The following is a 20,340-nucleotide window of genomic DNA, read 5'->3' as shown; positions in this document are numbered from 1 at the left end:
TCAGGGCTGTGTGGTGAGCCTGTGATCCGGCTGTGTGGTGAGCCTGTGGTTCGGCTGTGAGGCCGCGGAAGCCTCGGTCGCACCCCGGTCGGCTGTCGGAATCGGCTCCGCGGGAATCGGGGTCGGCACGGGAATCGGCTCCGCGGGAATCGGGGTCGGCACGGAAATCGGCTCCGCGGGCAGCGCCACCGGCACGGGTGTCGGCTCCGCGGGCAGCGCCACCGCGAAGACCGTGCGGCCCGGCACGCTCTCGACGGTCACCGTGCCACCGTGCGCGCTCACGATGGCGCGTACGAGGGCGAGACCGAGGCCCGTCGAGCCCGCGTGACGCGAGCGGGACGCGTCGCCGCGGGCGAAGCGTTCGAAGACGGTGGGCAGGAGCGCGGGCGGAATGCCGGGCCCGTCGTCCTGGACCTCCAGGCGCACCCGGGGCCCGTCCGAGCGCACGCGGGCGGTGACCGTCGTGCCCGGCGGGGTATGGGTGCGGGCGTTGGCGAGGAGGTTGACGACGACCTGGTGGAGACGGGCGGTGTCGGCGCGGACGAGGGCGGGCTCGTCGGTCTCGTCGGGCAGTTCGAGACGCCAGTGGTGACCGGGGCCCGCCGCCCGCGCGTCGCTGACGGCGTCGACGACGAGCGGCGCGAGATCACTGCTCCGGTACGAGAGCGGCTGTTCCGCGTCCAGTTGCTGTTCCGCGTCGAGGCGCGCGAGCAGCAGCAGATCCTCCACGAGGCCGGTCATCCGCTCGGCCTCGGACTCGATGCGCCCGAGCGCGTGCCGCGTGTCGGGCCCCGTGGCCTCGGACTCCCGCCCCCGGCGCGTCAGTTCGGCGTAGCCGCGGATCGAGGCGAGCGGCGTCCGCAGCTCGTGGCTGGCGTCCGCGACGAACTGGCGTACGCGCGTCTCGCTCCGCTGGCGCGCGTCGAGCGCGGAGTGGACGTGGTCGAGCATGCGGTTGAGCGCGGCGCCGACCTGGCCGACCTCCGTGTGGGGATCGGCGTCGGGGGCGCGCTCGTGCAGCGCCACTTCGCCGCTGTGCAGGGGGAGTTCGGAGACGCGCGTGGCGGTGCTCGCGATCCTGCGGAGCGGGCGCAGTGCCACCCCGACCATGACGGCGCCGGCCAGCGACGCGGCGACCAGGCCCGCCGCGGTGACGCAGACCTCGACGACGACCAGCGTGTCGAGGGTGTTCTGCGCCTTGGCTGCCGGGACGGCGACGAGGAAGTCGCCCTTGCCGCCGCTCGTGTACTGCGCGCGGTACTCACCGCGCCCCGGGATCTCGACGTCGTGCGGCTCGCCGTCCCTGGGCACGGAGGCGAGCGCGGCGGTCTCCTCCTCGCCGAGCGACGTCGCGTCCGGCAGCTGGCTGCCGCTGTCGCCGTCCGGCTCGGTGCTGATGAGGGCCCGCCCGACCGAGCCGTCCTGTCCGACCTCCGCGCCGATGGTGCCGAGCTCCTGCGGGCCCCGCGAGACGAACTCCAGCGGGTCGGCGTGCGTTCCGGGGCCGCTGCCGCCCTCCGGGAGCGGCCCTGCGCCGGGCGGCACGGCGGGCCCGGCGGCCCGCTTGGCGACGTCGCCGAGCACCCCGTCCAGCTGGTCGTACAGATGCGACTCGAGGGCGATGGTGGTGACGGTCCCGATGACCGCGCAGACGACGGCGATCAGCGCGACGGCGGAGAGGACGAGCCGCGTCCGGAGGGTGCGCGGCCGCTGCCGCCGCCGGCCGAGGTGCCTCACGAAGGCACTCTCACGAGGGCGAGGAGACGGGGACGAAGGCACTCTCACGAAGGTGAGGAGACGGGGACGGCGGACTTGATCAGATACCCCGCCCCGCGCCGCGTGTGGATCATCGGCTCCCGGCCCGCGTCGATCTTCCTGCGCAGATACGAGATGTAGAGCTCGACGACGTTGGCCTGGCCCCCGAAGTCGTAGTTCCACACCCGGTCGAGGATCTGCGCCTTGCTGAGCACGCGCCGCGGGTTGCGCATCAGATAGCGCAGCAGCTCGAACTCGGTGGCGGTGAGGTGGATGGAGTCGCCGCCGCGGGTCACCTCGTGGCTGTCCTCGTCGAGCGTCAGGTCTCCCACGACCAGCGTGGACTCGCTGCGCTTGCCGGCGGCGCCGGCCCGCCGGATGAGGCCGCGAAGGCGCGCCACGACCTCTTCCAGGCTGAAGGGCTTGGTGACGTAGTCGTCGCCGCCCGCCGTGAGCCCGGCGATGCGGTCCTCGACCGCGTCCTTCGCGGTCAGGAACAGCACGGGCACGTCCGGCATCTCGCGGCGCAGCCTGCCGAGCAGGGAGAGCCCGTCCATGTCGGGCAGCATCATGTCGAGCACCACGGCGTCGGGCCGGAACGCGCGCGCGGCCCGCACCGCGCCCGCGCCGTCGCCCGCGCTGCGGATCTGCCAGCCCTCGTAGCGCAGGGCCATGGACAACAGCTCGGTGAGCGACACCTCGTCGTCCACGACGAGCACGCGGACGGGGCTCCCGTCCGGCCTGAGCAGTTCGGTACGCGCCTGAGGCGTGGTCGTGGTCATGCACCACACCCTGCGGGGCGCCCCTGAGAGCACTCTTGCGCGAACCTGTGAATTCCCTGAGAAACGGCAGAGGGCTTGCTGCGCCTACTGCCCGTGCTGCGCCTGCTGCCCGTGCTGCACACCCTTCCGCACTCCGAACACGTCGGAGGCGTTGCCGTACAGAACCCCCCGCAGCCACGCGTCCCCCAGCCCCAGCCGCTCAAGGGACTCCAGCTGATGGGCGTACGCGTACGGGATATTGGGGAAGTCGCTCCCCAACAGCACCCGGTCCCCCAGGTCGGCGAGCCGCCCCAGCTCCCCCTTCGGGAACGGCATGAGCCCCTCGCTGAAGTCGGTGAAGGCCATGGTGGTGTCCAGGCGCACCTCGCCGTACCGCTCCGCGAGCGCGAAGAACTCGGCGTACTCGGGCATCCCCATGTGCGCCACCACGAGCCGCAGCCGCGGATGCCGCGCGAGGAGCCGCTCGATCGGTTCGGGCCCGGTGTGCTTGCCGGGCTCGGGCCCGGACCCGCAGTGCGTCACGACGGGCACCCCGGCCTCGGCGAGCAGCCCCCAGACCCCTTCGAGCAGAGGGTCGTTGGGGTCGTAACCCCCCACCTGGACATGGGACTTGAAGACCCGCGCCCCCGCCTCGACGGCCTCCCGCACATAACGGTCCGCCCCCGGCTCGGGAAAGAAGGTCGCGGTGTGCAGACATCCGGGCGTGCGCCGCGCGAAGTCGGCGGACCAGCCGTTCAGCCACTCGGCCATCCCCGCCTTGTGCGGATAGAGCATCGAGGTGAAGGCCCGCACCCCGAACTCCCCGAGCAGCGCGACTCGTTGCCCCTCCTCGTGGCGATAGGTGATGGGCCACTCCGGTCCGCCGTCCGCCCCGTAGGCGTCGAAGTACGCCCAGACCTTCCGCAGCACGCGTTCCGGCATGAAGTGCGTGTGTACGTCGATGAGTCCGGGCAGACCGAGCCGCTCCCAGAAGTGGCGTACGGCAAGGACGTCGGCGCTTCCCGCGCCGGGCACGTCCGCCCCGCTATCCCCGCACAAAGCCGTGGCTCCGCTCGACCTTGGCGACGTGGAGGGCGTACGACTCGTACCACTCCTCGCGCCCGCGCCGCTGCGCCGCGCGGTGCTCCAGATTGCTCCGCCAGGCTTCGAGGGACTCCTCGTCACGGAAGTAGGAGACGGTGATGCCGACGCCGCCCGGCGTACGGGCGGACTCGGTCCCGAGGTATCCCGGAACGTCCTGGACCAGCTCGTCCATGCGCGCGGAGGTGTCCTCGTACCCCTCGTACCCCTCGTACCCCTCGTACCCCTTGTACTCCTCGTACTCCTCGGTGCGCACGGAGGTGAAGACGACTGCGTAGTAGGGCGGTTCAAAGGGCCCGACAGGAGCCACGGTGTGATCACTCATGACTTCACACTCGGCCCGTGCCCTTCCCGTGTCCACCCTCCGACCCCCCTCTTGACCCACGGGTGCGCAGACTTGACCCTCCGGTCGACAAACGGTCGTCCCTCGGCTGCGACCGACGGTCGGCCTCCGCCTGCGACCACTGGTCGGCCTCGGCCTGCGGCCACTGGTCGGCCTCGGCTCAGAAGAGCCCCTCCTGCTCGGCACCCCCGCCGCCGCCCTCCCCGGCCAGTTCCTGAACCGGCACCGTCACCCCGGCCCCCGCGTCGGCCCCCACCAGCGCCCACCCCACCAGCACCCGCGTATCGACGACGAGCACGCCCCGCCCCGCGACCTCCAGATGCAGGTCGGGCCCTGCCGCGGCCACCAGTCGGCCCGCGACCACCCCGCCGTCGACCAGCTCCGACACCACGCCCTCAGCGGCGGCCGACCCGGCCGACGCGAACGCCCCCTCATGGTCGACCGCGGCGAACGGCAGCCGCTCCAACGCCTCGGCCCATCCGTCCAGCCCCACGGCCCGCCCGTACAGCCCCTCCAACTCCCGCTCCCGCTCCGCCCATTCGGGCAGCCCGCCCCGCACCTCGCGCTTGCGCGCGTACGACACCCGGTCCGGCACTCCGAGCGCCGCCCGCAACAGCTCCTCCGTGCGCCGCGCCGCCATCAACGGCCCCCGCCCCAGCCAGCAGAACGCCACGGCCCCCTGTTCGAGCAGCCGCGCGGCCCCCCGCTCCTCCGCCGTGATCCCGGCCTTGACGAGCCCGGCACCGAACCACGCGAGATAGACCCGGTACGTCCGCGGATCGTCGGGCACCCCGTCCGCGGCCACCGAGAACGCCCGGTCGAGGCGCGCGCACTCCGGACAGCGCGCCTGCGTGGCCCGCCCCGGCACCACGGCCCGCAGGGGGCACGGGTTCCCCCGCGCCCCCACACACCGCCGTTCGCCGACGGCACGGAACCCGATCTCCTTCCCGTAGGAGAGGGCGCTGCGCCTGCCCCCTTCCCACCGCAGCACGGGCTTCCCCTCCGGCCACCCGAGACCGGCGCAACGCCACTCCACTCCCGCGACTCCTCCTCCGACGTATACGTCCCGGCGTACGCATTCGACGTGCGTACGCGTCCACACTTGTCTACGCGATCCGCCCGCCCCGCCGACGCCGGTAGTACGCCGCGGTGACGACCGCCAGCAGCGGACCCCACAGGAGCAGTGGCGCGTAGCAGACGGTCATGACCCACCACAGCGCCCCGTCCGGCGCTTCGGGCGATCCCATGTTCTCCGAGTTGTTCCATCCGCACGCACCGGAGACGGTGACGAGGGTGACCGCGGCCGCCCCGAGCGCTGCGGGGATCACCGCGGCGAGCGTGGGGATCGTCCGCCCGCCCAGCACCGGCACCCACCGCGGCAGGACCTCGCCCCATCTGTGCACGAGCCCCAGCGTCAGCAGCCCGAGCGCCTCGGCGAACAGACTCAGGCCGATCAAGTAGAACGACCCCTTTCCGGGGAAGTGGGAGGGGTCGAGGAACCCGCCGAACCCGGAGTCCCACCCGAAGGCGATGGCGATCCGCCAGAGCCCCGAGGGCACGAGCGTGAACGCGGCGGCGTGCGCGGCCCAACGGATGGACCGCGGTACGCGGGGCGACCCGCCGGGCGCCGTCTGCCGGACCTGTACGGACTGCTTTACCTGCTCGGGCTGCCCGGACTGCCCGGACTGCTCGGACTGCCCGGACTGCTCGGGCTCAAGGCCCCGCACCGTCTGCGCTGCCTGCGCGGTCTGCGTTGCCTGCCCGGTCTGCGCCGCCCGCGTGGTCTGAATGGTCCGCATCGTGAACTCCCGTCCTGTCACGGCTCCTTGCCGAACGGGATCCAGCCTCGTCCGCGACCTCCACCCGGGCCCATCCGCCGATCAGCACAAAGATCCAGGCCGCCCGCGCGCCGCCTCTGCCGATCGGCAGAGAGCGCGAACGGATCTTCCCCTCGTACGCTGACGACCACGGGCCCCAGGGGGAGCGGGCCAGGGGGGAGACACGATGACCACGCTCGGCCACATCCCGACGGCGGCCCTGAGCGCCCTCCCCACCGCGGCGGCGGCCTGCGCCCTGGCCTGGACCCTGACGCGCGCCCGCTCCGACCGCCACGCCCACTCCACCACCGTCTGCGCGGCCCTGTCCCTGGCGGCCACCTTCGGCTACCCGGCGATCGACCTGCGCACCGGCTCCGGCTGGAAGCTCTCCGAAGCCGCGCTCCTGCTGTTCCTCATCGCCGCGGTGACGCGCTGGTCGCCCCGGCGGGAGCTGTGGTCCGCCGTCCCGGCCGCGGCCCTCGCGGTGTCCGTCTGGCCCGTGCCGCTGATCAAGGGATCGTTCCTGGAGAGCACGGGCATCGTCGCGTTCTGGCTGCTCCCCGCGCTCGCCGCGGTGGCGGCCGGCGTCTATCCGCGCCGCGTGGAGCTCCGCCGCAGGTCCGCGGTGACCGAGGCACGCCGCGCCCAGCGGCTCCAACTCTCCCGCGATCTGCACGACTTCGTGGCGCACGACATCAGCGGCATCGTCGTCCAGGCCCAGGCGGCCCGCTTCGTCGCCGCCACGGACCCGGCGCAGGCGGTCCTCGCCCTGGAACGCATCGAGAAGGCGGGCCTGAGCGCGCTCGCGTCGATGGACCGCACGGTGGAGATGCTGCACGGCCCGGAGGCCTCCCCGAAGGACGCCGTCCCCGGTCTGGCCCAGCTCCCCGCCCTCATCGACGACTTCACTTCGGCGGGCACGACGGAGGCCGAACTCCGCATGGCCCCGCGCACGCCCGACGCCCTCTCCCGCGAGACGGGCGCGGCCGCCTACCGCATCGTCGTCGAGGCCCTGACGAACATCCGCAGACACGCCCCGACGGCACCGCGGGCCCGCATCACCCTGACCCCGGCCCCGACGGGCGTGGAGCTCCAGGTGACCAACGACGCGCCCGCCCGCTCCCCCGAGGCCGCCCCGCGCGGCCGCCGCACCCGCGGGGGCCTCGGCCTGCCCGCCCTCACGGAACACGCCGAGGCCCTGGGCGGCACGCTCACGGCGGGCCCGCACGAGAACGGCGGCTGGCGCCTGACGGCCGTACTGCCGAACACCCCGCAGCCCCAGAAGGAGCCGAAGTGACCCTGCCCGGACCCGAAGCGAGCGCACCCGAGCCCCACCGGGACACCCGGGAGACCCACGCCGCCCCGGCCGCCCCAGGCGGCCCGATCCGCATAGTCCTGGCCGACGACCAGGACGACGTACGCAGTGGATTCCGCCTGATCCTCGACTCCCAGCCGGACATGACGGTCATCGGCGAGGCCCCCGACGGCATCGCGGCGGTCGACCTCGCCCACCGCCTGCGCCCCGACCTCCTCATCGCGGACATCCGCATGCCCGGCCTCGACGGCCTGGAGGTCACGCGCCGCCTCGCGGGCCCGGACGCCGCGGAGCCGACCCGCGTCCTGGTCGTCACCACCTTCGACCACGACGACTACGTCCGCACGGCCCTGCGCGACGGCGCCTGCGGCTTCCTCCTCAAGCGCTCGGGCCCCGGCCTGCTGATCGAGGGCGTACGCGCCGCGATGGCCGGCGACCTCCTGATCAGCCCGCAGATCACGGTCCGCCTCCTGCAGACCCTGGCGACCACGCCCACGGAGCGCCGGGACCGCGTCCCCTCACCCCTCACCGCCCGGGAGGAGGAGATCGCCCTCCTGGTCGCGGACGGCCTCACGAACACGGAGATCGGCACGAAGCTGTTCATCTCGCCGGGCACGGCCAAGACCCACATCGCCAACATCCAGGCCAAGCTGAAGGCCCGCAACCGCGTGGGCATAGCGGCCTGGGCCTGGGAATCGGGCCTGGCATCACGCCCCGACGCCTAGCCGGGCGGAGAAGACCAGCACCGCCCGCGCCGCGTCCACCCGCGTCGGCGGGAGCTGCGTGAACGCGATGAGCTCCTTGCCGTCCGCGAACCGGCCGAGCCGCTCGCGCACCGCGACGACCTCCTCGGCCTGCTCGGCCGACCAGCCGAGGTGCCGCACCAGCACATCGGCGGGCACGGTGTTCACGTCGACCAGGCCGCCGTCGTCGTAGGTGCGCGGCAGGTCGGGCCGCCCGATCCGCATCTCCGCCGCGGCGACGGGATGCTCGACCAGCAGCCCGCGGGCCTTCCTGCGCAACTCCTCGCGCTCCATCGCGGCCCGCAGCACCTCGCGGTTGACCTGCCCCACGCTCCGCTCCTGGCCCGCGTCCCCGCGCCGCAGCGCACTCATGGCGACGGCCGTGTGCGCCGTGCCGAGGATCCACACACAGGCGGCCATCACGACGGCCCAGTTGTCGGCCGCGGCCTCGTCCTCGGGGATGAACACGAGGGCGAGGACGGCGGCGGCCGCGTAGAGGGCGGCGATGACGATGTTCCGCACCCGCCGCACCCGCCCCGACAGCCACCCGAAGGGCACAGCCGCCAGCAACCCGACGGAGAAGAACGGAACCAGCACCCACCACATGGCCCCGCGTCCGGGGGCGTCCACCTTGCTCATGATGTCCAGATTTTACGTCCTTGCGAAGGTAGCCCCGATTGCCCCCTGATCCGCCGCTGATCCGCCGCCGACCCGCCCCTGAATGCCGGGGCCCGGACGAACTGAACACAGCAACGACCAGAGGCCCCGACGATTTCTCGTCGCAGGGGTGTTGCTGGGTGCGCTCGGCTGCTGTAGTTGCGGTACTTCGCTGCTGTACCGCATCACAGGTCCACACGGGACACATGGCGCGCGTTCGGCGACTGGCTGCGGAGTCACCCGACTACAAGTAGGAGCGATCGTTCGCCACGCGGGCGGTCGGATCGTCTCCTGACCCCTCTCAGTGGGGCCACAGGGAGGCTGACTGGCACGATTGGGTCTATTTTCCTCTCACGCCGATCATAGGTTGGCCGCCGGAAAAGACCCGGCGGCCAACCTATGGCGCTGCTTAAGGCAACGACCACCAGTTGACCCACAGGTCGGAGTCATCGGTGATGACGAACGCATACGGCCGCTGTGTGGCATTCGGATTGTCCTGCATGGTGAGCACCTCGCCGGGGCGCTCGATGACGCGTCCGGGCGGGGTGTTCTGGGCGGCCCAGTGCCACGCCTTGCCGTCCCACCAGTTGACGTACAGCTTCGAGTCGTCGGCGATGACGAAGACATAGGGGCGGGTGAAGGCGTTCGGGTCATCCTTCATCGTGACCACGCCGACGGAGTCGAGGATGAGCCGCCCGCTGGGCGCACCCTGGTCGCTCCAGTGCCACTTGGAGCCGTCCCACCAGTTCACGTACAGCTTCGAGTCGTAGCCCTGGACGAAGACGTACGGCCGTTCCGCCGCGCTCGGGTCGTTCTGGGCGCTGATGACGCCCGCGCCCTTCTTGACCGGCTGCCCGGACGGCGCGCCCTGGTCGCTCCAGTGCCACTTGGAGCCGTCCCACCAGTTGACCCAGACCTTGGAGTCGTCGGTGATGACGAAGGCGTAGGGGCGAGTGAAGGCGTTGGGGTCGTTCTTCATCGTGGTGACGCCGATGGGCCGGGAGATGGTGCGGTTCGGCGGGGCGCCCTGGTCGCTCCAGTGCCACTTGGAGCCGTCCCACCAGTTGACCCACAGGCGGAAGTCGTCGGTGATGACGAAGGCGTACGGGCGCTGCGCCGCGCTCGGATTGTCCCGGGCGGAGATGACGCCGACGCCCTCACGGATCAGACGTCCGGCGGGCGCGCCTTGGTCGCTCCAGTGCCACTTGGAGCCGTCCCACCAGTTCACGTGCAGCTTCGAGTCGTCGGTGATGACGAACACGTACGGGCGCTGCTGCGCGTTGGCGTCGTTCTGCATGGTGACGGCGCCGACCTTCTCGATGATCGTGCGTCCGGCCGGCGTGCCCTGGTCGCTCCAGTGCCACGCCTTGCCGTCCCACCAGTTGACGTGCAGACGCGAGTCATAGCCGCGCACGAAGACGTACGGGCGCTGCACGGCCTGTGGGTCGTCCTTCATGGTGACGGCGCCCATCGTGGCCCGGACACCGACTGTGGTGGTGGGCCTTTCCTGGTCGTTCCACTGCCATGAACCCATCGCGTTCCCTCTCCGGCCCCCGTCCCGGCATCACCGGCAGGGGCATGCTGAAGTGAGACGTGCTCTCAAGGCCCTGGCGCCACGGGAGGCGGGCATCAGGGTGCGGGGACGGGTCCGGCCGGAGTCCCTCGACGTACTGTGCGTGCACACTCTGGCACCGCCTGGCCGACCTGTCATCGCCACAGAAGTCGAAGAAGACCATCCACTGTCCCGTTTCGGACATGTCGGCTGACAGCGCCGCATTCCCGGCAGCAGGCTTCATGTACCGGTCAGCCTGCAATCCGTGGATGGAAGAACGCCGAGGATCAAGGGGCAGACGAGGAGATCTCGGGGGCCGAATGGCCAAGTATCGCCGCGCCTGCCCCCTTGCCGTGACGGAGAGCGTCGCCACGCCCGGCACCCTGTGTGGGCCACCACGCGAAGGGCCCACCATGCGCAGGACAACACAGGGAAGTGCTCAGCCATCGGCGGTTGCCGTCAAAACTGCCGTCAAGGCAAAAGCCAGAGGCCCTGTGGATTGCTCCACAGGGCCTCTGATCTACTGTGCACTCGGCAGGATTCGAACCTGCAACCTTCTGATCCGTAGTCAGATGCTCTATCCGTTAAGCTACGAGTGCTTGTTTTGTTTGGTTTTCGTCTCCGCTCCCCGGCCTTTCGGCCCGCTCGCGGCGACAGGAAGAACATTACATGACTGCCGCCGCCATGTGAAATCCGTTTGCCCGACCCCTTGTGACCTGCGGAAATGCCATCCAGGGGGTGCTGCGACCCGCGGTCGGGTCCCAGGAGTACCGAGACCGGAACCCGGACGAGCCGAGGCCGGAACCTGGACGAGCCGAAGCCCGAGCCCCAGACGCACCGAAGCCCCGGTCCAGATGGAACGGGGCTTCGGGTCTTGAAGCGGAGGCGGAGGGATTTGAACCCTCGATGGGCTTTAAGGCCCAAACCGCATTAGCAGTGCGGCGCCATAGACCGGACTAGGCGACGCCTCCAGCTTGCACACCTGCGCGAGCGCGGGGGTGCGTGCAGATGATGACACAGCCAGGTGGTGTGTCACCAATCGCGGCCCCCACGGTACTAGTCGCGCGGCCCGCAGGGCAAAGCGTCCCACGGCACCGCAACGTCGCGCGGCGAACGGCGTTAGAGGCGGTGGAGCACCTGTCCCAGTCCCGTTCGTTCCCATGGAGATTCGAATGCTGCGCCGCCTCGTCCTCACCGCCGCCGCCTCTGCCGCCGCCCTGTCCGCCCTGCCCGCGACCGCGCACGCCGCCCCGGGCATCGTCGCCCCGACCGACCGGCTCACCGTGACGGTCACCGGGTCGGGAGGCACCGGCGACGGGACGTACGAACTGAACTGCCACCCGACGGGCGGCACGCATCCGGATGCGGCCGCCGCGTGCGCCGGCCTCGACGAGGTCACGGTCTACGGAACCGATCCGTTCGCGCCCGTGCCGGCCGACTCGATGTGCACGATGCAGTACGGCGGACCGGCCACCGCGCACATCACGGGGACCTGGCAGGGACGGCCCGTCGACGCCACGTTCGACCGCAGCAACGGCTGCGAGATCTCGCGCTGGGACTCTCTCGTACCGGTGCTGCCCGCGACCTCCGCGTGACCAGGCGGTACCGAAAACTCACATCTTCTGCGTGCGACCTCCCTCTCATCCGGCGTCGCGCGCGCAACCACTCCCCGTAGACTCCCTCCCGTGACACGCCACGGGCCGAGGGGCAAGATGGCCTGAGCGAGTCGGCAAGCAGCGGTAATCAGGGAGGAAGCGTCGTCGTGAGCAGCAGGCCATCCCGAGGCGCTGCTCGCCTCGCAGCCATACTCGACGCGCTCCCGGACGCGCTGGTCCTCGTCAACGCCAACGGCACCGTCGTGAACGCCAACGCGATCGCGCTGGAGGCGTTCGAGGCACCCGGCACGGCCCTCGTGGGGCGCGGACTGCTCGATCTCCTTCCGGAGTTCGACTCCCGGCTCATCCCCGGATCCATGCGGCGTCCGGACACCATCGACCAGCGCGGGCGGACCAAGCCGACGCGGATGGTCGCGCGGCGCACGGACGGCGGCGAGTTCCCCGTCGAGGTCACGAGCTCCCCCCTGGAAGACGGCAGGGACGCGTACGACAGCCACGGGTACACCGGCGACGAGTTGCTGATGCTCGTCGTGCGCGACCTGTCGGGCACCGTGGACACCGAGGCGGAGCTCGCGCGTTCGCAGCGGCAGACCGAGATGATCCTGCGGGCCGCCGCCGAGGGCGTGGTCGGCACGGACACCGACGGACGCGTCGTCCTCGTCAATCCGGCCGCCGCACAGATACTCGGCTTCCGGGCGAGCGACCTCGGCGGACAGGACCTGCACGCGCTGGTCCTGCACTCCCGCGCGGACGGCGAACCCTTCCCCTACGAGGAGTCCCCGCTCGCCGACACGCTCCGCTCCGGGCGCAAGCACCGGGTGCGCGGGCAGGTCCTGTGGTCCAAGAGCGGCGCCAAGGTGCCGGTCGACCTGACGACGTCGCCGGTGCGCGACGGGGACCAACTGGTCGGCGCGGTGATGACGTTCACCGACCGCAGGCCCTACGACGAGCTGGCGGAGAAGCACGAGGCCGCCGTCGCCCGGCACGCGGAGGAGCTCCGCGAGGCGACCGAGCGGCACGACGCGGAGATCAAGGCCGCGGAGGAGCGCAGGGCCGAGGAGATCAAGGCCGCCGAGGAGCAGCGGGCCGAGGCACTCGCCGCCGAACAGGAGCGGTACGCGGCGCTCGCCGAGCGCGAGAAGGACCGCTTCGAAGAGCTGGCCGAGCGCGAGAAGACGCGGTACGAGTCGCTGGCCGCGCGGCACGAACAGCTCCTTGCCGTCCTCGGTTCGTCCCTGCGCGGGCCCCTCGACGAGCTGCGCCGCGAACTGAACGCGCTCGCCTCGGACGACGCGGGCCAGCTGTGGCCCGAGGCCAACCAGGTCCTGCACCATCTGTCCGCCGGGTACGCCCGGATGACCACGCTCGTCGACAACGTCCTCGGCTTCCAGCGGCTCGACGCGGGCGACGCACAGCTCACCCTGACGCCGGTCATGCTCGACGCGGTCGTCGCCACCGGCGTGGAGGGCGCGGTCGAGCTGATCGGTCCCGGGCGCGCCCAGTTCGCGGTGCACGCGCCGCCGATCGAGCTCGTCGTCGACGCGGAGCAGCTGGCCACGGCTGTCGCCCATCTCGTCGCGGACGTGGCGGGGATCGACGCCACGGGCAACACGCGCGCGGGCGTCGGCACGGGCGCGGGCCTCGGTGTCGCGGGCGGCTACGTCGACTCGACCATCGTGGTGGCCGCGGCACAGCGCGGCGAGGTCGTCCGCATCGAGGTGCGGGGGCCGTACGCCGGGGGAGACCCGGTGCACGAGCCGATCGTCCGGGGCATCGTGCGGGCGCACGGAGGCGTGCTGCAGACGCACGAGGTGCCGGGGATGAGCGGCAGTGCGTACGTACTTGAGGTGCCGATCGGGGCGGGCTCTTCGGGGGCGACCGGTTCCGGAGGGGGCACCTCGGGTTCCGGGGTGGGCGCCCCGGGTTCTGGAGTGGGCATTTCGGAGAGGGCGGCTTCCGCTGCGGCTTCAAGGGCTGTCGCTCCGGAGGGGGCCGTTTCCGCCCCGGGCAGTTCGGTCGTGGTGCCCGAGCAGGCGTCGGCCGCCACGGGCGGCGGGCGTCGGCGGGCCCGGCGCTCCTCTGTCGACTCCTTCCTGGAGAGCAACGTCGCGGGAGCCTCGGACACGTCCGGCGGCGGTACGGAAGGCGGGGCGGTCGCCCCGTCGACCGGCACGGGACGGCGCAGGGGCCGGCGTGCGGCGGAGGCCGCTCCGGAGAGCCCCGCGTCCCTCGGCGGGGCGGTGGCGACGGACCCGGCGGCTTCTCCGGGGGTCTCTCCCGGGGGCTCTCCGGGGGCGGGAACGCAGGCTTCGGAGACGTCCGGTGGCATGCCTGGAGGCGCGTCCGGCGGCACGGGTCGGCGGCGCGGTCGGCCGAGTGCCACCGAGGGTTCCGTGGTGACGGCTGCCGAACACGCGGCCGGATCGGCGGCGTTGGGCGAGACGGTGCCGCCGCAGGGCGTGCCCGTCCCCTCCGGGGGGCGTCGCGCTCGGCGGGCCGGTGAGCAGCACGCGCTGCCCGCGCTGGCGTCGGGTCCTTCGGAGTCCTCGGGCAACGCTCCCGGCACCGCTCCGGGTGCCGAACTCGCCGCGGTCGAGGCCGGTTCCGGCGACGCCGCCGCGCGGCCCACGGGGCGTCGGGCGCGACGTGCGCTGGCCGCCGCCAAGGAGCGTGCCGCCGCGGAGGAGGCGAACAGCGGGCGTGTCTTCGCACTGCCGCCCGCCGAGGCCGACCGCGCGCCGGGCCAGGAGTACGCAGGGCAGGAGTACGCGGCCGTCCAGGACGGGGCCGGGCAGGACGGGGCCGGGCAGCACCACGCCGCGGCGCCGCACGCCGGGGCCCACGACCACACGCCTCCGCAGCCGCACCCGACGCAGGCCCCGACGGGGCGCCGCCGGTCCCGGCAGGCGGCCGGTGCGGGGGAGCCCGGGAACCCTGCGGCTCCCGGAAGCCCGGCGGGGCCCGAGGCTCCGGTGGGTCCCGCGGCTCAGGCGAACCCGGCGGCTCCGGCCAGCCGGGGGGCTTCGGCGGGCCCGGTGAACCCGGCGGCTTCGGCGAACCCGGCGGCTCCGGTGAACCCCGGGGCCCCCGCAGCCCCCACAGCTCCGGCGGGCCCGAACGCCCCGCAGGTCCCGGGAGCCGCTCAGGTTCCGGGCGCCGCTCAGGTTCCGGGCGCCGCTCAGGTTCCGGGCACCCCGCAGATGCCGGGAGCCGCTCAGGTCCCGGGCGCCCCGCAGATCCCGGAAGCCGCTCAGGCACCGGGCGCCCCGCAGATCCCGGAAGCCGCCCAGGCCCCGGGCACCGCCCAGGCCCCGGGCACTCCGCAGGTCCCCGGCGCCCCCCAGGCACCAGGAGCACCCCAGGCCCCGGCCGCCACTCAGACCCCCTCTGCCCCCGGCTCACCCCCGCAGAGCCCGCGGCAGAGCGGTCCGGGCGCCGAGTCCGGTCCGCTGCCCGCGCCGCAGCCGTGGCCCGACGGCACCACCCCGGCCGGTGGTGTCCCCACGCAGGGCACCCCGCACTCCGCGGGCACTCCGGCGCACGGCATCCCGACGCCCGCCCGGGGCGCCGCGCTCCCGCCCGAGCGCGGCGCGCAGGCCAGGGCGGCCCAGCCGCTGCCCGCCGAGGCCGCGCCCGGTGACCCCAACTCGACGCAGGGGCGCGCCATCAGCGTGCGTACGCTCGGCCAGGGCGTCCCGTTCGGCCAGCAGATCTCGGAGCAGCAGCGGGGTCAGCAGGGCGGGCAGGGCGGTACGGCCGCGCCCGGTCAGGGTCAGCAGCCGCCGCGGAACGCCCGTGTCCCCCAGTCACCTCAGCCTCCGCTGCCGCCGCAGGGTGCGCAGCCGGAGCAGAGCGGTGGGCGGGGGCAGGCTCAGGGTCAGGCTTCCGGTCCGCTGCCGCAGAGTGCCGGGCCCATGCCGCAGACCTCGCCTCAGACCTCGCCGCAGCCTCAGGAGACCCCCGCCGAGCCGCAGCAGGCCGCCGCCGCGCAGTCGCACACGCTCGGCGGCTCCGGTCGCCGGCGTCGCCTCGCCACGCCTCCGGAGCCCGCGGCCGAGGAGCGCCCCGAGGCCTCCGCGCGCCCGCATCCGCAGCCCCAGCAGGCCGCCGCGGCGCACCCCCAGTCCCGTATCGCGTCCACCGCGGAGGGCACCGGACGCGCGTACGCGATCGGCGCTCCGGACGAGGACGCCGACGAGGGCCCGGAGCCGCTGGACGGCCCCGGCGGCGCCGTCGAGGTCGCGAACCGCCCCCAGCCGCAGCCCATGGACGACGAGCTGCCGCCCGAGCCGCTGGACAACCCGCGCCGCCTCCTGGTGTGGCCCGCGCCCGACGTCACCACCCAGCAGGCGCTCAGCGACCGCGGCTACCGCCCCGTGATCGTGCACTCGCGCGAGGAGGTCGACGCCCAGATCGCGGCGTTCCCCGCGGCCCTGTTCGTGGACCCGTTGACCGGGCCGATCACGCGGACAGCACTGCAGTCGCTGCGCCAGGCAGCCGTGGCCGCCGAGGTACCCGTGCTCGTGACGGCGGGCCTCGGCCAGGCGACGCGCGAGGCGGCGTACGGCGCCGACCCCGCCGTACTCCTGAAGGCCCTCGCGCCGCGCGACAGCGAGCAGCACCCGCCGCGCGTCCTGCTCATCGAGGAGCACGAGGAGATCGCGCTCGCCCTGACGGCGACGCTGGAGCGGCGCGGCATGCAGGTCGCGCGGGCCGAGAGCGACGCGGACGCGGTGACGCTTGCGGCGCAGATGCGGCCGAACCTGGTGGTGATGGACCTGCTGCAGGTACGCCGCCGCAGGGCGGGCATCGTCGACTGGCTGCGCGCGAACGGCCAGTTGAACCGCACCCCACTGGTCGTCTACACCGCGGCCGTCGACGAGACGGAGCTGCCGCGGCTCGCTGCGGGCGAGACCGTGCTGTTCCTCGCGGAGCGCTCCACCAGCGGTGAGGTGCAGAGCCGGATCGTGGACCTGCTGGCGAAGATCGGCACGAACTGACCGCTGGAGGAGCGCAGCCTCTCCTCGGGGCTGGACGTCAGACCTGCGTGACGTCAGAGCTGTGTGACGTCAGAGCTGTGTGACGTCAGAGCTGTGTGACGTCCAGCTCGCCGTCCGCGTACTGCCTGCGGATGACCTTCTTGTCGAACTTGCCGACGCTGGTCTTCGGGACCGCGGGGACGATGGCCCAGCGCTCGGGGAGCTGCCACTTGGCGACGCGGCCCGCGAGGAAGTCGCGCAGGGTGGCGTAGTCGGCGCTCGCGCCCTCCTTCAACACGACCGTGGCGAGCGGACGTTCACCCCACTTCTGGTCCGGCACGGCCACGACCGCGGCCTCGGCGACGTCGGGGTGGGACATCAGGGCGTTCTCCAGCTCGACCGACGAGATCCACTCGCCGCCCGACTTGATGACGTCCTTGGCCCGGTCGGTGAGGGTCAGGAAGCCGTCCTCGGTGATCACGCCGACGTCGCCGGTCTTCAGCCAGCCGTCCTCGCTGAACTTGTCCTCGGGCCTGAGGACTTCGCCGCCCGCACCGCCGTAGTAGGCGCCCGCGATCCAGGGGCCCCGCACCTCCAGCTCACCGGCCGACTCGCCGTCCCAGGGCAGGCGTTCGCCGCCGGGTCCGACCAGGCGGCCCTCGACCGAGGCGGGGAAGCGGCCCTGGGTGAGGCGGTAGCCGAACTCCTCGTCGGTGCCGATGGCGTGGGCCGGCGGGCGGGCGACCGTGCCGAGCGGGGACGTCTCCGTCATGCCCCAGGCGTGGCAGACGCGCATGCCGAGCTTGTCGAAGGCCTCCATCAGGGACGGCGGGCAGGCCGAGCCGCCGATGGTGACCTGGCCGAGCGAACTGACGTCGCGCGGCTTCGCGGTGAGCTCCGCGAGCAGGCCCTGCCAGATGGTCGGGACGGCGGCCGCGTGCGTGGGCCGTTCCGTCTCGATCATCTCGGCGAGCGGCGCGGGCTGCAGGAAGCGGTCCGGCATCAGCATGTTCACGCCGGTCATGAGGGTGGCGTGCGGCAGTCCCCAGGCATTGACGTGGAACTGCGGGACGACGACCAGGGACGTGTCCGCGTCCGTCAGACCCATCGACTGGGTCATGTTGACCTGCATGGAGTGCAGGTAGATGGAGCGGTGGGAGTAGACGACGCCCTTGGGGTCGCCGGTGGTGCCGGAGGTGTAGCACATGGCGGCCGCGGTGCGCTCGTCGAGCTCGGGCCAGTCGTAGCCGGTGGGCTTGCCGGCGAGCAGCTCCTCGTACTCGTGCACCTGGGCGCTCGCCCCCTCCAGCAGGGAGCGGTCGCCGGGGCCCGAGACCACCAGGTGCTCGACGCTCGTCAGCTGCGGAAGGAGCGGCGCGAGCAGGCCGAGCAGGGAGCCGTTGACGATGATGACGCGGTCGGCGGCGTGGTTGACGATCCACGTCAACTGGTCCGCGGGCAGGCGCAGGTTGAGGGTGTGCAGGATGGCGCCCATACAGGGCACCGCGAAGTACGCCTCGACGTGCTCGGCGTTGTTCCACATGAAGGTGGCGACGCGCTCGTCGTCCGTGACGCCGAGGTCCTCGCGCAGCGCGTGGGCGAGCTGAGCGGTGCGCTCACCGAGCTCGCGGTAGCTGCGGCGCTGCGGGGCGCCTTCCCCGGTCCATGTGACGACCTGCGAGGTCCCGTGCACGGTCATCCCGTGCCGCAGGATGCGGGTGACGGTCAGCGGTACGTCCTGCATCGTGCTCAGCACGGCGTCCTCCTGGGGCGGCATCGCCTACGCGGCAGTAAGGGTTGCGCTGATTCTGCGCGCATACCGCGTGGTATGTCACTACTCCAGGGGATGATCGATCATCGGCCGCGTCCCGTCGGCCCTCCGCCCACCGTGTTCGGCGGACCGGCGCTTCAGGCCACCGTGTTCGGCGGACCGGCGCTTCAGGCCACCGTGTTCGGCGGACCGGCGCTTCAGGCGTCACGCGTCAGACGTCAAGCGTCATGCGCCAGGCGTCAGACGTCAGACGTCACGCGTCATACGCCAGGCGTCAGGCGTCAGGCGTCACGCGTCACGCGTCATGCGCCAGGCGTTCAGCGGACCGGCGTGAGCTCCGGGTCCTCGCGGAGCTTGCCGAGCGCACGCGACACCGCGCTCTTGACCGTGCCGATCGAGACCCCGAGCACCTCGGCGGTCTGGGCCTCGCTGAGGTCCTCGTAATACCTGAGGACGACCATCGCCCGCTGCCGTGCGGGCAGCTTCATGATCGCGCGCCACATCGCGTCCCTGAGCACCTGCTGCTCGGCCGGGTCCCCGGCCGGCGTCACATCGGGCTCCGGCAGCTCGTCGCACGCGAACTCGTCGACCTTGCGCTTGCGCCACTGCGACGTGCGCGTGTTCAGCAGGGCCCGGCGCACATAGCCGTCGAGGGCGCGGTGGTCCTCGATCCGGTCCCACGCGACATACGTCTTGGTGAGCGCGGTCTGCAGCAGGTCCTCGGCATCGCTCGGATTCGCGGTCAACGAGCGGGCGGTGCGCAGCAGTACGGGCTGGCGCGCCCGCACGTAGGACGCGAACGACGGGTACGCCGAGGGCCCGGTGGCCCGCGCCTGCCCCGTGCGCCGCGTCGCGGCCTTCGATGCGCTGGTGCACACGGACACCATGGATGCGGTCATGGCTCCACGCTAGAAGCGCCCCCTACTTCTCCGGATCGGCCGCAGGTCCCGAAGCCGTGTCCGCCTCAGGTTGTACGAATGGTGCTGCCTCCACCTCCTACAGGTGGAGGAGGCGGAGCACACCCCCTGAGGGTTCCTCCCCGAGAGCCGCCCGGCGTGCACCGCGCCTCCGACCGGAGCGACGGCTAGCGGATGCGGGCCACGGGGGCGTGCATCAGATTGCGGTCGATCATCAGAGTGCGGCCGCCGTGCCGCTCCTTCACGTTCCCCGCGTACTGGTGGATACGCCGGGCCGGGTGCCAGGCGTGGCGCCGCAACGCGGGCTCGCGGTACAGGTGCGGCCGGGTGTGCCAGCGCGCGAACCACATCACCGCCGGCAGATCCCGCACGCCCGCCCGCCGCGCCGCCTCCATGTGCCGCACTCCGGAGTCGGCGCTGCTGTAGAAGCCGGGGACGTAGCCACGCCTGCGCACCTCTCGGTCCCAGGCGCGGACGAAGGAGAGGGTGGTGCGCGCACAGCTCTTCTTCCGATAGGTGTACGCCTCCATGTCCAGGTAGAGCGGGCTGAGCCGCCGGATACCGAGTGCCTTCGCCCTGCGTACCGCGTCACGTCCTTCCCGCTTGCCCTGGCTCCAGGGGTGCCGTCCGATGCGTACGCCCTTCTTGTTCTTCGCCACGACGCAGGGCGACTGCGATCCGACGTAGACCGGGAGGACCCGCCAGCCCATCCGCTTGACCGCACGCATCCAGCCGCGGTTCAGGTGCGGTTGGCGCTTGCAGGCCCGGCCGCGGCCGCCGTAGTAGATGCCGACCGCGCGATAGCTGGACTTGCGCCAGCGCCGCATGGTGTCGGTGGACTGGGTGGTGCAGGTGTCGAAGGCCCAGCCCTTGAAGGTCGCCACCTTGGCCGCCTTGGCCCCCTTGGCACGGTCGGTCGCGGCGCCCGGTGGCGCCGCGGCCAGGTCCAGGGTCAGGGTCGTCAGGACGAGGACAAGTCCAATGATCATCTTTCGGAGACGCATAGGGCGAGT

15 protein-coding genes and 2 tRNA genes are annotated in these 20,340 nt (G+C 72.5%); 4 read left to right on the top strand and 13 right to left on the bottom strand.

The features are described from left to right. From AB0B50_RS30245 to AB0B50_RS30220, 6 genes are all read right to left on the bottom strand, one after another. On the bottom strand, positions 1–1,737 hold the full coding sequence (locus AB0B50_RS30245) for an ATP-binding protein (protein WP_362338851.1): 1,737 nt from the start codon (positions 1,735–1,737) through the stop codon (positions 1–3). A gap of 44 nt (positions 1,738–1,781) precedes the next feature. Then, entirely contained in the window at positions 1,782–2,537 is a 756-nt protein-coding gene (locus AB0B50_RS30240) for a response regulator transcription factor (RefSeq protein ID WP_362338850.1), read from the bottom strand. Between the two features lie 84 nt (positions 2,538–2,621). Continuing rightward, the gene (locus AB0B50_RS30235) at positions 2,622–3,551 is read right to left on the bottom strand and encodes an amidohydrolase family protein (protein WP_362338848.1); all 930 of its coding nucleotides are present in this window, start codon (positions 3,549–3,551) and stop codon (positions 2,622–2,624) included. Positions 3,552–3,561: 10 nt separating this feature from the next. After that, positions 3,562–3,942 (bottom strand): antibiotic biosynthesis monooxygenase, encoded by a 381-nt coding sequence (locus AB0B50_RS30230; protein ID WP_362338846.1) that lies wholly within the window; start codon positions 3,940–3,942, stop codon positions 3,562–3,564. A gap of 178 nt (positions 3,943–4,120) precedes the next feature. Then, entirely contained in the window at positions 4,121–4,996 is an 876-nt protein-coding gene (locus tag AB0B50_RS30225) for a DUF2797 domain-containing protein (protein WP_362338845.1), read from the bottom strand. 70 nt (positions 4,997–5,066) lie between these two features. Further along, entirely contained in the window at positions 5,067–5,759 is a 693-nt protein-coding gene (locus AB0B50_RS30220) for a hypothetical protein (protein WP_362338843.1), read from the bottom strand. Positions 5,760–5,964: 205 nt separating this feature from the next. On the opposite strand from AB0B50_RS30220, the gene AB0B50_RS30215 reads away from it, so the two are divergent. After that, a complete protein-coding gene (locus tag AB0B50_RS30215; protein ID WP_362338841.1) occupies positions 5,965–7,074 on the top strand; it encodes a histidine kinase in 1,110 nt (369 codons plus the stop codon). 86 nt (positions 7,075–7,160) lie between these two features. Then, a complete protein-coding gene (locus AB0B50_RS30210; protein ID WP_362339109.1) occupies positions 7,161–7,817 on the top strand; it encodes a response regulator transcription factor in 657 nt (218 codons plus the stop codon). Here the strand turns inward: AB0B50_RS30210 and AB0B50_RS30205 are convergent. From AB0B50_RS30205 to AB0B50_RS30190, 4 genes are all read right to left on the bottom strand, one after another. Beyond that, positions 7,800–8,474, bottom strand: coding sequence for a helix-hairpin-helix domain-containing protein (locus AB0B50_RS30205; protein ID WP_362338840.1), 675 nt, complete (start codon positions 8,472–8,474; stop codon positions 7,800–7,802). The genes AB0B50_RS30210 and AB0B50_RS30205 overlap by 18 nt on opposite strands. A 427-nt stretch (positions 8,475–8,901) precedes the next feature. Continuing rightward, a complete protein-coding gene (locus AB0B50_RS30200) occupies positions 8,902–10,026 on the bottom strand; it encodes a hypothetical protein (protein ID WP_362338838.1) in 1,125 nt (374 codons plus the stop codon). A gap of 544 nt (positions 10,027–10,570) precedes the next feature. Next, positions 10,571–10,643: transfer RNA gene (locus AB0B50_RS30195), tRNA-Arg, on the bottom strand. Positions 10,644–10,924: 281 nt separating this feature from the next. Then, a tRNA-Ser gene (locus AB0B50_RS30190) sits at positions 10,925–11,015 on the bottom strand. Between the two features lie 189 nt (positions 11,016–11,204). Between AB0B50_RS30190 and AB0B50_RS30185 the strand changes: the two genes are divergently transcribed. Then, the gene (locus tag AB0B50_RS30185) at positions 11,205–11,639 is read left to right on the top strand and encodes an SSI family serine proteinase inhibitor (protein WP_362338836.1); all 435 of its coding nucleotides are present in this window, start codon (positions 11,205–11,207) and stop codon (positions 11,637–11,639) included. 167 nt (positions 11,640–11,806) lie between these two features. Beyond that, positions 11,807–16,660, top strand: a complete 4,854-nt coding sequence (locus AB0B50_RS30180; RefSeq protein WP_362338834.1) for a PAS domain-containing protein — start codon at positions 11,807–11,809, stop codon at positions 16,658–16,660. An 85-nt stretch (positions 16,661–16,745) separates the two neighbouring features. On the opposite strand, the gene AB0B50_RS30175 is transcribed toward AB0B50_RS30180, so the two are convergent. The 3 genes from AB0B50_RS30175 to AB0B50_RS30165 all read right to left on the bottom strand — a co-directional run bounded on the left by AB0B50_RS30175 (position 16,746) and on the right by AB0B50_RS30165 (position 20,316). After that, positions 16,746–18,395: a long-chain fatty acid--CoA ligase gene (locus AB0B50_RS30175; protein WP_362338833.1), complete on the bottom strand. Its 1,650-nt coding sequence runs from the start codon at positions 18,393–18,395 to the stop codon at positions 16,746–16,748. A 332-nt stretch (positions 18,396–18,727) separates the two neighbouring features. Beyond that, positions 18,728–19,309: a SigE family RNA polymerase sigma factor gene (locus tag AB0B50_RS30170; protein WP_362338832.1), complete on the bottom strand. Its 582-nt coding sequence runs from the start codon at positions 19,307–19,309 to the stop codon at positions 18,728–18,730. A 185-nt stretch (positions 19,310–19,494) separates the two neighbouring features. Further along, positions 19,495–20,316: a DUF1906 domain-containing protein gene (locus tag AB0B50_RS30165; RefSeq protein WP_362338831.1), complete on the bottom strand. Its 822-nt coding sequence runs from the start codon at positions 20,314–20,316 to the stop codon at positions 19,495–19,497. Positions 20,317–20,340 lie beyond the last annotated feature (24 nt).

Source organism: Streptomyces sp. NPDC041068, from assembly GCF_040647455.1.
Taxonomy (GTDB): Bacteria; Actinomycetota; Actinomycetes; order Streptomycetales; family Streptomycetaceae; genus Streptomyces.
This window is presented reverse-complemented; position numbering and strand designations above follow the sequence as displayed.